Raw genomic sequence first — 13,747 nt, 5'->3', positions numbered from 1 at the left:
TAAGCTAGGCATCAAGGTCTGTAGGGTTATGGAACCGCGTTACATCAATATCAAAAAAGCTGAGACTCAAGAAACTTCACCAGCAAAAGAGATCAATACTCCCGAATATTTATCTCCAACAAACATGACATTTGAAGGTCCTGTACGTACTTTAGATCAGCTAAGACTAGCTCTCATTCAAAAAATGGGCGAAGAAAAAGGAAAAGAGATGTATGACAAGTTCATCCAATCTATCCTTATTTCTTCTTTCGGCAATATCCATAAAGAAATGGATCGCGCTCAGAAAGCATCTAAGAAAATGCGCTCTATCTATAAAGAATAGTATGGGGATTACCTACTTTCTAGCTTTACCTCTCACTGAAGAAGATTCTTCGCGTTTTCTAAACTCTGCAAAACGCTGGGCTCCATTTTTAAATCAGAAGCTCTATCTTTCTCTTATCTTCCACAATGATACTTACTACCTTGCTAAAGAAATGTCTTCTTTCCCTTGCTCAGCTGAAGAATGGCAAAAATCCCTAAACCACGTATCTAGCCTTCTTACCCATACATTTCTATGCACATCTACCGATGCTCTTACCTTTTTAGCCTGCATGCAATTTCAACAAATTGATTTGGCAGCACCTACAAACTAAATTTTTCAAATATAAAAGATAGTTTCTAAAAAATAACACAACTATAATTTAGCTACGCATGCAGCTCTTCAGCAAAAAATCAGCTATAAAACCACACTACTCTAAAGCCGAACTACCCTACTAGATTAATGAAATAAGTCCTTAACTAAGGACTTATTAAAGCTATTTTCAATAGCTTTCTCTAGAACCATAAGGTTCTTTATTTTAAAATGTTTTAATAAAAACTGCTCATTGCAATGAAATCAAATAACTCTCTTATTTTTATTGTTAATGAAACTAATCGCGATCGATTAGATAAGTTCTTAGTTACTCAAAATCCAGAGTATTCTCGAGCTTTTTATCAACAACATATTGTAGATAAACGCGTTACAGTTAATGAGCAGATACAAACAAAAGTTTCCACCCAACTGGTTCCTGGGGATTCTGTTTCTATTGTAATAGAAGAAAAAGAAGAACTTTTAGAGCTCCTTCCTGAGGCGATCCCTCTAGATAAGATTTATGAAGATGAAGAGATTCTCGTTATAAATAAACCTAGAGACATGGTAGTGCACCCTGCTCCTGGACATGCTAAAGGAACCGTTGTTCATGCTTTACTTCATGAAATAGGAGAACGCCTTAAACAAGAGTTCCCCGAAGAGCCGTGGCGACCGGGGATTATTCATCGATTGGATAAAGATACTTCTGGTCTATTAATAACAGCAAAAACCCGACAAGCAAAGAAAATTTATAGCGAGCTATTCGCCTCTAAACAACTAACAAAGAGCTATATCGCTATTTGTATAGGGAAACCCACAACTACGAGAATTGAAACAAAGCTCGCTAGACACCACAGCAAACGCAAGGAAATGGCGGTTTCCCCCACAGGGAAGGAAGCCGTTACTCGTTGTGAGGTACTCGCCTACAATGAAAAATTAAGTTTAGTACTCCTACATCCAGAAACAGGACGGACTCACCAACTTAGAGTGCATATGAAGTATCTCAATACCCCAATCCTAGGCGACCCCGTCTACGGATCCCCCTCTAAAAACGCCTGTTATGGTCTTGACAAACAACAATTGCACGCCTATAGCTTGGATTTTATCCACCCTCAGACACGTAAACATCTAAACCTAACAACAGAACTACCCCGGGATATGAAGATCTTGATAATAAAAGAATTTCATAATAGTAAAACTGTTATTAACAAACAATTATTTGAATCAATTATAAAATACACATCGATCATTAATTAAGTTTGATTATTTTAACAGACGAATTAAAATTAAATTAATCTGAGTTCGATTTTTTTACCGTTCTCCCGCAGATAACGCGAATTTAGTTATAGGATTACTTTATGAAAGACTTTTTAGCTTATATTATCAAAAACCTTGTAGACCGCCCTGAGGAAGTACATATCAAAGAAGTTCAAGGCACCCACACGATTATCTATGAATTAACAGTTGCGAAGCCCGATATCGGCAAAATCATCGGAAAAGAGGGTCGCACAATCAAAGCTATCCGCACTCTACTTGTCTCTGTAGCCAGCAGAAACAACGTAAAAGTCAGCTTAGAAATTATGGAAGACAAGTAGTTTTAGAAGCTTCTCCCGTTAGATACATTTTCCGGAATATCTCATCCTCTCCAATATATTCTGTTTAGCCTGCGGAGCCTCCGCAGGCAAAGAAGAAGCAACCTGCTTGTATTTAGGGATTTCTTAAAAGGAATTCGGACCGAGCAGGATTCGAACCTGCGACCATTCGCTTAGAAGGCGAATGCTCTATCCACTGAGCTATCGGTCCAGATCTATGGAGGAATATTTAACCTTGGCTAAGGGCTTGTCACCTCAGCCCAGGCATAAGGATAATTCAGGTTCCAGTATAAGTCTAAATCTAAAAAAGTCAATTAAGACTCGACCCAAGGCGAACTTCCCTGTGTTCCTCGAAGAGCGCTCTCCCCACAAAATCGTGGGTAGACTTGTTTCAAATAAACCTCTATAGTGGCTTTTTAACGGAAGAAAAAGAGTGCTCGCGATGTTCTCAGATAAGATGATCCTAATTGCCGGTCCTTGTGTCATAGAGGAAGAGGAAACTACGTTAGAAATTGCCTCGAGAATTCAAGAATTAGTTACTCCGTATGCCGATCGTATACATTGGATTTTCAAAAGTAGCTATGACAAGGCAAACCGTTCTTCTATAAATTCTTACCGAGGCCCAGGATTAAACGAGGGGTTAAGAATCCTATCTAAAGTTAAGGATACTTTAGGTGTAGAAATCCTTACAGATGTGCATTCTCCTGAAGAAGCCCGTGCAGCAGCAAAAGTGTGCGACATCCTACAAATCCCTGCATTTTTATGTCGCCAAACAGATCTTCTTGTTGCTGCAGCAGAGACAAATGCCGTTATCAACATTAAAAAGGGTCAATTTCTTTCTCCTTGGGATATGCAAGGCCCTGTAGATAAAGTTCTCTCTACCGGAAATAATAAAATTATTTTAACAGAAAGAGGCTGCTCTTTCGGTTACAATAATCTTGTTTCAGATATGCGCTCTATCCCTGTACTTTCGGGTATGGGTTTTCCCGTTGTTTTTGATGGTACACATTCTGTACAGCTTCCTGGAGGACTCAAAACACATAGTGGGGGGCAAACAGAGTTTATTCCCACATTAACACGAGCTGCCCTAGCTGCAGGAGCGCATGGTTTATTCATAGAAACCCATGCGAATCCAGCCATAGCAAAAAGCGATGCGGCTTCCATGTTATCATTAAAGACTTTTGAAGCTCTTCTTCCCCTATGGGATCAGCTCTATACTTGTGTACGTTCATTTGAGATGGCCTCAGTATGACCAAATTCTTATTCTACGGCTTGATATGTTCTTTAGGGATATTCGGAGTTGCTTGCTCAACAATCGTTGCTATAATCAAAGTAGATAGCATTTGTGATGTCTCTTGTATGAACAAGCATTTTGAAAAGGCTCCGCCTTTTTTAAAAATTAAGAAACTCGGCATACACAAGCAAATTGTCTCTCCGGAACAGCAGTTTTTCAACTGCCATGTAGAGAAATCCTGTATGGAGCTGCACTTCTCTGATGCAAACTATGCTTGTAAGGAGATTTTGTCTAAGTTATCAGGGCATATCCACACACAAGATTTAGACAAGCTTATGACATTTCAGGGCAACGGGGGATTGTTAAACTACCATGATTGCTCTTTAAATATTTACGACTGTCGCTTTCATGTAGATCCTATTCATCCTAATCCTGATGCTCCTGCAGAACGTGCTGTAGGAGGCATGAAAACCTTATCCCTATCTTTATTGAGAAAGTGAGTTTTATGCCGATACTTTCTGTTTGTAATTTAGTAAAAAAATACAACAAAAAGCCTGTCACCAACAACGTCTCTTTCGAGGTAAATGCTGGAGAGGTTGTTGGGCTTTTAGGGCCTAATGGTGCGGGGAAAACAACAGCCTTTTATCTTACAGTAGGGTTAATTCGTCCCGATTCAGGAAAGATCATTTTTAAAAACACTGATGTTACTAAAAAAACGATGGACCACCGAGCGCGATTAGGTATTGGCTATCTCGCTCAAGAACCTACGGTATTTAAAGATCTTACAGTAAGAGAAAATCTTATCTGCATTTTGGAAATTATCTACAAAGCTAGAAAACAACAATCCCACCTTTTAGATACTCTGATCGACGATCTGCAACTCGCCTCATGCATAAATAAAAAAGCAGGAACATTATCTGGAGGAGAACGACGGAGATTAGAAATCGCTTGTGTATTAGCTTTAAACCCTAGTGTTCTCCTACTTGATGAGCCTTTTGCAAACGTCGATCCTCTCGTTATTCAAAACGTAAAATACCTGATTAAAATTCTTTCTGGTCGTGGTATTGGTATTCTCATTACGGATCATAACGCTAAAGAACTACTTTCTATAGCAGATCGTTGCTATCTCATTATTGATGGAAAGATCTTCTTCGAAGGATCTTCTTCTCAAATGATAGCCAATCCTATGGTCAAGCAGCACTATCTTGGAGATTCTTTCTCTTATTAATCTAAGAAATCATCTTCTGTAAGGACTTCTTTAGCTATCGCTTTGATAGTCGTTAATCCTTCAGGGAATCCTATGTCACACAGTAACGTATTTACATATTCTAGTTCCGCACGTAGCTGATCGTTAATGAATTCTAAACGTGCTAATTCTTGTTGCGCATGTGGTGTGGACATGATCTCTTCCCTATCTTTTCTTGCTCTTACAAGAAGACAAGAAGCGAGAATCATGCCAACCGCCAGGAAATCATAAGAAAAATCTTATAATTTTAAGAAATATTCCCCATTAAGCTTCTAGCTAAACTCAGATACATCTGGTTTAAAACTTGTAAAGAAGTCGCAACAACTGTCCATTCTTGTTGCATGGATGTTAAGTGCATTTGCAATTCCAACTGATAGTTTTGTCCCATATCAGCAAAAGATTGCTGGTCAGACTGTATCGTTGCCTGTAGTGGGAACATCCCTCCGTTGATGGCATTTCCTGACAGACCTGAAACTAAAGCATCCTCTAAGATCTCTAAGCGTTCTTGCCACTGATCTTGCCCACCCCTAACAGTAAAGGTTCCATCCACAGAACCATTGTCTATACTTAAAGGTGCCAAATAGTTTTGCAGTAACACTATAGATCCGGATATCGCATTTAAATTATCTCGGTAGTTATTTAAGGAATCGATGATACGTGTGCGCTGTTCGTTAGTAATTTTCGAATCTTCAGTAACTTTTTTGACCTGTTCTTCTAAAACTTCTTCGGCATGCTGTGTGCTTTTAAGATATGCAGCTGCTTTCTGACGCTCTGTTTCTAATTTATTTCTCGCACTATCTGCTGTTCCAGGAAATTCATCTTTACCTTTCTGCCCTACAGCAGGCTGTTGACCAACATAACTGGCGAAATTGAAATAGGTAGCGCCGTTAACATATTCTGAAATGGCATCGATCATAGCATTGCCAACAGATGAGCCTAGATTGCTATAGTAAAGCTGAGCGTAAATATCATTTAAGAAATCCACCTCCTTAGGCATATAGCGATCAATTAACACAGAAGCTACAGCTGAAGGTAAAGCCATGGCTTGTAGCTCATTAGCCTGAGCAAATAACTGATCTTTATAAAGTTCTGCTTTTAGATTTTGAAAATCCTTATGCTGCGTCTGAGTCGTTTCAACTTTAGATAAAAGTTTTGCTATTTCTACTTGAGCAAGACCTTTAAATGCAAAATAATCTCTGGCTGTAGTCTCAGCTTGAGCTGTCGCTTTTGATGTTATATTGGGTAAAAATCCTACATCACCACGATTTAAAAGACTGTGGTTAATAGATACTGTAGAGCCACTTTGAGAATAAATTGTATAATTTTCACTAGTACCACTAGGCTGAAAACTCCCAGTAGTTGTAATGGTCTCCATCGTTGTTTTAATCTTTGGAGCTAATTGCAATGAGGAATTTTCCATCTCTTTAGCTGCTTCTTTAATTGCATTACCAACCTCTGCCATAGTTGCTGTAGTTTTATTAGCAAGAACAGTGGATGCAACAAAATAAGCCCAAACGGCCCCTATATATTCCTCGCCTTTAAAAACTGCTATATTCTTTATAGCATCATTAACTAGTTTTTTTTGCTCCGCAGTTAAATCATTAAATCTTGAATTAATCGCACGTAAGGCTTGTAAAGCTCCGGCAATAGCGGCGCTACTGATCTCAGAAGTCACTTTTCCTAAATCAATAGGAGCAAATACTCCTACAAAAGAAGCTACTAAACTGGATATTTGAGAAAAAATAGCTTCTTGGTGACGGTTCACAAAGATTGTTGCTTCGACAATAACGTTAAATGACTCTACAGCATCTACTTGGTCTTTATATAAATAAGAGATCTGAGCACATAAATCGATTTTATCATTTCTTGATAAGGCAGATATATTGATTGTATCTGCTAATTGATCTCCTACCAAATCAATACTATCAAATTTCTCTTGATCATAGGTCCTTACTGCAGATTGTAAGTCGTTCAGCTCTTTTTCAATCTCTAAGAAAATAGCAAATTCTTCATCCGTTAATTTAGTTTTAACTACATTAAGAACATCTTTTAACCCCTCAATACGACCATCAGCAAAAACCTGAGATAATTGAGTGGAATTACCATATTTCTCTGCTAACTTATTTATAAAATCTGTTTTCTGACCGCCTGTAAAAATATCAGCTCGTTGCACAGTAGTAAAAATTAACTTAGGAAGAGCGTATAAACTTTCGAAATCCTTATTCGTTAAATTTGTACCTACAGAGATTAAACGATTAACCTCTGCTTGGATCTTTTTAAGAGCATCTGCAGAAGGAGATGGTGGTGTGGTTGTTGTGATAGCTGTTACAATCTCATCAACAACCTCTTTTATCCCCTTCAACAGGTTTTGCGCCCACTGTTGCTTAGTAGCATTATAGAAAGGGTCTTCTGCGCGCGGATTATCACTGACTCCTAAAGTAGAGGTTTGAGCCACTACAGCAATCGGTGCGTGTAGGTCAGATAAAGGTTTATGATGCACAGCAGCCGTACGGCTCTTCTTGCTCACCACGCGATCTTCTATTTCGGATTTGCGAAGCTTCTCTATTAATTGTCGGTATTTTTCATCGGATTTTTGATCTAAAATACACAACAGATGTTGCACAATATGACGCTCAAATTCAGTTCTTTCATAATGAAAAATACTCTCCAATAACTGATGTCTTTTTTGTATCGACTCTGCACAAGGTGTTATCGGCAATTTTTTATAATTTGCTGAAATAGAATAACTATTGATGATATCCATACGGAGAACAGTCTTGTTAACTTTTATTTCTAATAAAATTAACATGAAAACTATTTTTATAATTAATCAAAAATAAATAGTTTTTCATAAAAACAAAACTAACAACATTATAAGAAAACAAAAAAATTTTAATTAAAAAGCAGAATAGAAAAAAAGTTCTTAAAATAAGAAAATAAAATAAAAAATTACAAAATAATTTCTATGTCTTCTTTTTATATACAGAACAGGCCTAAAACAGTTTCCGGTGAAGGTTTATTTAACATTAAGTTAAACCATAAGTTTTCTAATTTTGATGCTAAAGCTCAGCCAGCGATAGACATAGAAGCATTGAATTCCGGGTTATACTTTTTAAAACGTTTAGCATCTGCAATAGAATCTGGTAATGTCCAAGCTTCTATGTTGTTAAATCCCAACAACACGATATTCCCCTCCCCACCTGTAGCACCTAAGCGTCATACAGGAAGCAGTCCAAATACTGCTTCTGGGAAAGCAGGAACAATTGCTGGTTTTCAAGGAGAAGCAGCTGTTGCTTTGGTACCTCTTATTCTTGATGGCTTAGAAGCTTTTATAGCTACAACCCCTGAAGTTAATTTGGCTCAGATAGCTTCTATAATTCTTGCTACTGCCTTAATTACTCCACTTAAAAATAAACCTTCTCTTTCTGCCGATGAGCAGAAAAAAGTATTCAACAACTGCTATCAACCTAGTAAGGAAGAGATTCTTACACAGATCAAAAAAGAGCAAGCTGCCGAAATTAAAAAAGGTCAAGACAAGCTAACAGAAAAGCTCACAGCTGTAGGAGCCTCGGAAGAGGAAATTAAGAAAGCAAGTGAAGAACACGCTGATCAATTCGCATCAGATTTCTTCGATACTCATGTTAAAGAACAGTTCATGACTTATCGATCCTCTATTGGGGGAGAAACCCTAAAAATGATGGAAAACATGAAAGCTCTTGAAGCAAAAATCCCTGATCCCACCAAAGATAATGTGGAAAGTGTCAATGGGATGGTAATGCTTCAGGCTACCTTTAACGGCCTTACAGAGGCCGTTAATAAAGAGCACGCATTAGGAGGGGAAGAAGACGTTATTAAAACACAGCTAGCCTTGAGCGGTCTTCTAACTAAAAGTCCTCTGGATAATACCGATCTAAAAACGATTTACGATGCTACAGATCTCCCTAGCAAAGCTTCTTTAGATTTGTATCTAAAGTCTAGAGATGCTGCTATATACCGAGAGGGAGTTACAGGAGCCTATCAAATTGCTGTGCAGAATCTCACTACAGTACGTTCTTCAATAGAAAACGAAAAACAAACTCTAGAAAATCAATTAGCAGCATTTCAACAAGGTGTTAGTTCTTATACTTCCTGGGTAGGTGAATCTAAAAATATTGTAGCAGGAAAAGACTATACTTCTGTTCTAGTAACCGCCGCTATGGAAGCAAATGCAGCTTTGACAAGCTTATCCCAAATGCGTGGAAATCTTACAACAGAAGAACAGCAAATCTTTGATAAACATGTTCCTAAGTATTTAGAGCTTACTATAGACAATACAACCGGTTTCGCTACTACTGTAACTCAATTCATTGCCAAGATGAACGCATTTCAAGAGATTTCTGAATACACTCTAAATAATGCCATAACCTCTAACGATCAAGTAAAAACGTTCTTAAAAAACAAAGGCGCCGCCATTCAAAATTATCCGTTCTTTTCTGAGGTTGGGAAAGAAATGGTAGCAATAACTAATTCTAGTGGCTTTGTTAATTATGCTAAAGATGAAAGTGGTTATCAAATCCCCGCTTTTGAAAATTTTGTCCAAGTAGAGTTAAAAATTAGAGCGATAACTTCGGATTTCGCTAATCAAGCTAAAACTGTCTTACAAAATTTTAAAACAGAAGCAGATGCGCACGTCTTAAAACTCCAACAACAAATAGAGGAGTTAGATAAAAAGTATAAGGAATTTAATCCTGCAGATGCAAGTTTCACTGCTGATCGCAGGAAAGCCGTAGAAAGCTGGCTAAATTCAGAGAGCCTGGGTTCTGCGTTTATCTACTTAATCTTAAACTCCCAGTTACCTAAACAATCGGCCTTCTTAAATCCTCTGATAGAAGAGATTAACTTCAATAACCTTGCTGCGAACGCTATTAATGATCTCTTAAAAATCACCAACCACTTTTCTACAACTTCGGTGTATTACAACCTCTCCTCCTATCTTATCCAAAGTAAAGAAGGTGTTGACTTATTCTGTGGGGATTATTTTGAAACGTGCCTTGCCCTATCGAAGGAAAAAGAATACATAACTCGTGATACAGATCGTTGCCGACGTGCTCAAAATTTGGTAGAGGAGTTACTAAATAAAATTAATAAATTACCCAATATCTCCTCGTCTCAAAAATCTGAAATGCTTAATGCGACTGCGAATTATAAATATGCTCTCACGATTACATTTAACCAGCTCAACTTGTTAAACTCTCTACTTGCCAACCTGAAAATCCAAGAACAAAAGAATAGTGATGATTCATATAAAAGTACCGTTTTCAAAATGACTGGTCCCACAGACTGGATCCCTACATTAGCTTCGTTAGAAGGTTTTATTTCCAATGGATTTCCCAATATCACCCCTACAGGTGGTTTAGGACCTCTATTCACTCAAATCCAAGCTGACCAACAAGACTACACAACTCAAGGACAAACCCAGCAGTTAAACTTGCAGAATCAGATGACCAACGTACAACAAGAGTGGACGTTAGTCTCAACATCTATGCAAGTGCTAAATCAGATCCTTTCCAAACTCGTAGGCGAAATTTACCCTAATTAACCTAATTAAAACGGGGAACCTCTTGGTTCCCCGCTTTCCTATTCCATCCAATTTTCACTTAAATTCCAGTATTTAGATATCAAGTTAAGCCCTATTTGTATTCTAAATTGAACCATAGAAAAGCCCGCCTTGAAAATGCAAAGCGGGCTTTTTTTTGACAGTAAATCCTAGAAAATTCTTAATTTTACTGTAGGTATCCCGAGAACAGAGATGCTACGTTCACTAATACCTGCTGGATGAACAAAGGCTGTTTCTCAAACGCAGCTTCTTTTGCTTCGGCAAGTCTTTTCGATCCCTGAACAAATTCATTCTCGAGTTGAGCAATGAACTTCTTCGTAGAGTCGTTAGAAAGCTGTACATGAGGATAACCTGACTGCGGAGCTTTCGTAACCTCAGAAGTGAGCTTCTGTTTGATTTCTTCTTCATTCGCTTGGGGATTATTTTGTAATACACCTAGCAATGTTTGCAATACACCTACGGATGCATAAACATCCCCAAGAGTATTACTATTAGCAGCTATAGTTCTTGCAAAACGCTGAGCTGCGTTATCATTATCACGAGGCCGAGTTTCTGTTCTAGAAACTGTCTGCGTTAATGCTGGAGTCGATGTACGATCTAAAACCTCACGGTTAGATGCACTACTACGTGAGTACACATCATTTAAAGATTGATATGCCCCATACCCTGCAGATAAGGAATCCGCGTAAGATTTAGAACTCGCAGCAGTAGATCCTGTTTTGTAAAGCTGCTTTACAGCTGATCCACCTTGATTTGCAGAAGCGATAGGAGCTCCTGTAGAAATTGAAGCTGCTGTTGTTATAGCTCCTAAAGCATTGATCATGCCGTCTTGACCGGCAGTCCCTTGAAGGGCATCTTGTATGGTTTGTTGTATTTCTTGTAGTTGTGCTGTAGCTTCCGCATCTGCAGGATTGATCTGCGTTGATAAGTCGGTTACTTGATTCATAATCTCTTCTAAAGGCGCTGTAAAATCAGAGTTTTGATCATGGAAGTTATCGATCATATTTCTGAAACCTTGCATAATGATCGCTGCGGTTTCATTATCAACATCAGTCAATAACATCGATACGCGAACTTCCCCTAAGGTAGCACCGCGATTTTGAGAAGTCCCCACACTACCAGGAGCTCCAGGACCACCGATAGGCACATCACTACCACCACTAGGTTTCACATTGAGGATATCTTTTGCTGCCTGTTGTTGTTCTTTCAAAGCAGCTTTGAGTATCGGAGAATCTGGAGCAAGTTTAAGAGCGTCTTCTATGACTTTTTGTGCATTTGCAATAGTTTGTTTGGAAGCTTCTATATTTGCGGGGCTGTTATTTGCCTGTGCTTGCCCCACAGCCGCGGTACTGTTTTTCCCCGCAGCATAAGCTTCCGATATAGCATCTGCTAATTCAGTAACCTGAGTTCCTGAGGTTGTAATTTGCTTCTCAAGGTCATCTATCACAGGATAGCTAACCCCAGCTTCCTTCAACTGTTTAATTAACTCCTCAGCAGTTGTTTTATTGGTTTCTACTTGTCCGGCAGCTCCCATAATCTGATCCATAGACGAGGTCGTCTTTATTGCCTCAAGAAGCTTCTGGTTCTCTGTAAGAATAGCACCCAACTGGTTAAGTGTATCCAGCGTACTCTTCTGCGCCTCAAGAGCCGTTTTCCATGTAGCAACTGTAGCTTTTTCTGCATCAGTAGTAGCTAATTGCTCCATCTGTTTCACAGCATCTTGCAGCTGCTGTAAAGCGGTCTTGAACTGATCATAAGTAGTCGCACTCTGCAGCGCAGTTTTCGCACTCTCTGCTTGCGTCTTAGCTTCATCAAAAGTTTGAGGAGTCGTTTTCCCTGAAAAGAACGAGGAAATCTTATCGAAAAGACTTGCTAAACTTTTCCGAGCAGAGCTCAAAAAGCTCAATCGTCCTACAGTTTCCACAGAAGGCTGCGATGACCCGGACTTGCCTGCAATTCCGGTTATCGATTGAGCTTCTGAGCTACGATTTGCTGCGCTCGCCTGCATACCTAAAGTAGATAAGTCTGCAGGAGCAATGTTTTTTGATTCATCTATAGGGCCGACAGGATTAACCATAATAATAAAAAAAACTAATAAAATCTTTTCTTAATTATAAAACATAAAAAAAAAGCTCACATCTTTTTAATTAGATGTGAGCTCTTTTTAAAGATTTTATTAAAATCCGATTAAAATGCGGAAATTAACCCGAGATCGAACTTCCTGTAAGTAAAATCACTACCTAAGCGATCATCTGCAGGTCTGGAGTAAGCTCCGTAAGCTCTGAAAGATAAGGTGTCTGTGATTCCATACATAAGGAGACAAGAAGCGCCTTTATAGTTCGTAAATCCATTAGCTTCTTTAGGATCGTAATTCTCAGCAATCGCTTGAGCGAACCAGTACTTAAGTTGATTTCCACGGCCAATACCAGAAACATCAATTTCAGGAACAGCTAAAGCTTCTACGTATTCGTAACGTACTGTTGCTGACCAATCTCCAGCTTTTCGTAGTCTACCTAAAGTTCCTCCAATGAACCAAGCTTTGTTTTGCTTTTCATTTAAGGTTGTTGTTGTTGCTTTTGCTAAGGTATTCATCAAATAAGCACCGTAGACATACAAAGGTTTTTTCTTTCCATAAAACCAAGGTACTTGAGAGTGCTTACTAACTAACCATTGCCATACACAATACTTATACTTCAAATTAGCAGTAGCAGGATTTGCAGGAACCTCTGTAGGAGAGAAGGAATTCCAATCAACAACACTACATTTTACAGAGAAGTTCCCTGGTAATCTGTTAAGAATACCTTCAACAACCCATGCATAATGTTTTTTCGCCATATTTACTACGAAAGGACCACCATGAATGATTACATTATAAGGGAAAGCCTCAGAGAGACGGCGCGTTGCATAAAGATGAATACCATCAAAGTTACTATTAAACTGTACTTCTGATTCAAAAATACTGCCTAAAGAAGAACGGCCAATTTCTGCAAAGATATCCGTATGCGTTTCTGAATCTTCATAGAAACGATATCCTAAGAACGCTCTGTCAATATCCATACCAGCAGCTGAGGATTCACCTCCAGCAATTGCCGCCCAACTCATTTCTGATGTCAACCAGGTTTTATCCGCGTTATAATCTACATAAAGATTGAATTCACTGCGGTAACGGTTTACTGGTAACGGCTTATATTTATCTGGCTGGGCTGGTGGTGTTTTTATGTCTTCTCTAGCATGGATCCACTTCACACGTACATCACCCGCTAATTTTAAAACTCCTCCGCGTTTTCTCGTTTCTACGAAGCCACGAGAATCTAGATACGCCTTCATATCATCTAAGTTCATAAATGTTTGAGAATCGCTTATTCTCTGCTTTCCAGAAGGAGCATCTGCAAGCCCTTGAAACATCGCTGTCGATAGGGACATGCATACTAGCCACTGATAAATATATTTTTTCATAGTTTCCTTAGCGTCG

12 protein-coding genes and 1 tRNA gene are annotated in these 13,747 nt (G+C 38.7%); 8 read left to right on the top strand and 5 right to left on the bottom strand.

Annotated features, from left to right (window positions below; all coding sequences use genetic code 11):
- Positions 1-28: 28 nt before the first annotated feature.
- The 4 genes from CCA_RS00135 to CCA_RS00120 all read left to right on the top strand — a co-directional run bounded on the left by CCA_RS00135 (position 29) and on the right by CCA_RS00120 (position 2,202).
- A complete protein-coding gene (locus CCA_RS00135; protein WP_011005998.1) occupies positions 29-322 on the top strand; it encodes a hypothetical protein in 294 nt (97 codons plus the stop codon).
- A 1-nt stretch (position 323) separates the two neighbouring features.
- Positions 324-632, top strand: a complete 309-nt coding sequence (locus CCA_RS00130) for a hypothetical protein (protein ID WP_011005997.1) — start codon at positions 324-326, stop codon at positions 630-632.
- A gap of 236 nt (positions 633-868) precedes the next feature.
- On the top strand, positions 869-1,864 hold the full coding sequence (locus CCA_RS00125) for an RluA family pseudouridine synthase (RefSeq protein ID WP_041462186.1): 996 nt from the start codon (positions 869-871) through the stop codon (positions 1,862-1,864).
- Positions 1,865-1,965: 101 nt separating this feature from the next.
- Positions 1,966-2,202, top strand: coding sequence for a KH domain-containing protein (locus CCA_RS00120; RefSeq protein ID WP_011005996.1), 237 nt, complete (start codon positions 1,966-1,968; stop codon positions 2,200-2,202).
- A gap of 135 nt (positions 2,203-2,337) precedes the next feature.
- Here the strand turns inward: CCA_RS00120 and CCA_RS00115 are convergent.
- Positions 2,338-2,410, bottom strand: a tRNA-Arg gene (locus CCA_RS00115).
- A 231-nt stretch (positions 2,411-2,641) separates the two neighbouring features.
- Between CCA_RS00115 and kdsA the strand changes: the two genes are divergently transcribed.
- Genes kdsA through lptB form a run of 3 tightly spaced genes read left to right on the top strand, consistent with a single transcriptional unit; the run spans position 2,642 to position 4,661 of the window.
- Positions 2,642-3,451, top strand: coding sequence for a 3-deoxy-8-phosphooctulonate synthase (gene kdsA, locus CCA_RS00110; protein WP_011005995.1), 810 nt, complete (start codon positions 2,642-2,644; stop codon positions 3,449-3,451).
- Entirely contained in the window at positions 3,448-3,933 is a 486-nt protein-coding gene (locus CCA_RS00105; protein WP_011005994.1) for a DUF1137 domain-containing protein, read from the top strand. Before kdsA ends, CCA_RS00105 begins: the two co-directional genes overlap by 4 nt.
- A 5-nt stretch (positions 3,934-3,938) precedes the next feature.
- Positions 3,939-4,661 (top strand): LPS export ABC transporter ATP-binding protein, encoded by a 723-nt coding sequence (lptB, locus tag CCA_RS00100; protein WP_011005993.1) that lies wholly within the window; start codon positions 3,939-3,941, stop codon positions 4,659-4,661.
- On the opposite strand, the gene CCA_RS00095 is transcribed toward lptB, so the two are convergent.
- Positions 4,658-4,834: a hypothetical protein gene (locus tag CCA_RS00095; protein ID WP_238374165.1), complete on the bottom strand. Its 177-nt coding sequence runs from the start codon at positions 4,832-4,834 to the stop codon at positions 4,658-4,660. The two genes, lptB and CCA_RS00095, sit on opposite strands and share 4 nt — an antisense overlap.
- A 92-nt stretch (positions 4,835-4,926) precedes the next feature.
- On the bottom strand, positions 4,927-7,443 hold the full coding sequence (locus tag CCA_RS00090; protein ID WP_011005991.1) for a CT620/CT621 family type III secretion system effector: 2,517 nt from the start codon (positions 7,441-7,443) through the stop codon (positions 4,927-4,929).
- A gap of 201 nt (positions 7,444-7,644) precedes the next feature.
- Between CCA_RS00090 and CCA_RS00085 the strand changes: the two genes are divergently transcribed.
- Positions 7,645-10,257: a CT620/CT621 family type III secretion system effector gene (locus CCA_RS00085; protein WP_011005990.1), complete on the top strand. Its 2,613-nt coding sequence runs from the start codon at positions 7,645-7,647 to the stop codon at positions 10,255-10,257.
- Between the two features lie 184 nt (positions 10,258-10,441).
- Here the strand turns inward: CCA_RS00085 and CCA_RS00080 are convergent, their stop codons facing one another.
- Together CCA_RS00080 and CCA_RS00075 are read right to left on the bottom strand one after the other, a co-directional pair.
- A complete protein-coding gene (locus tag CCA_RS00080) occupies positions 10,442-12,352 on the bottom strand; it encodes a hypothetical protein (RefSeq protein ID WP_011005989.1) in 1,911 nt (636 codons plus the stop codon).
- 110 nt (positions 12,353-12,462) lie between these two features.
- Complete coding sequence (locus CCA_RS00075; protein WP_011005988.1) at positions 12,463-13,731, bottom strand: hypothetical protein; 1,269 nt, start codon at positions 13,729-13,731, stop codon at positions 12,463-12,465.
- Positions 13,732-13,747: the final 16 nt, after the last annotated feature.

It is taken from the genome of Chlamydia caviae GPIC (genome assembly GCF_000007605.1).
Taxonomy (GTDB): domain Bacteria; phylum Chlamydiota; class Chlamydiia; order Chlamydiales; family Chlamydiaceae; genus Chlamydia; species Chlamydia caviae.
The sequence above is the reverse complement of the archived record's forward strand: the minus strand, read 5'-3'. Positions and strand labels throughout refer to the sequence as shown.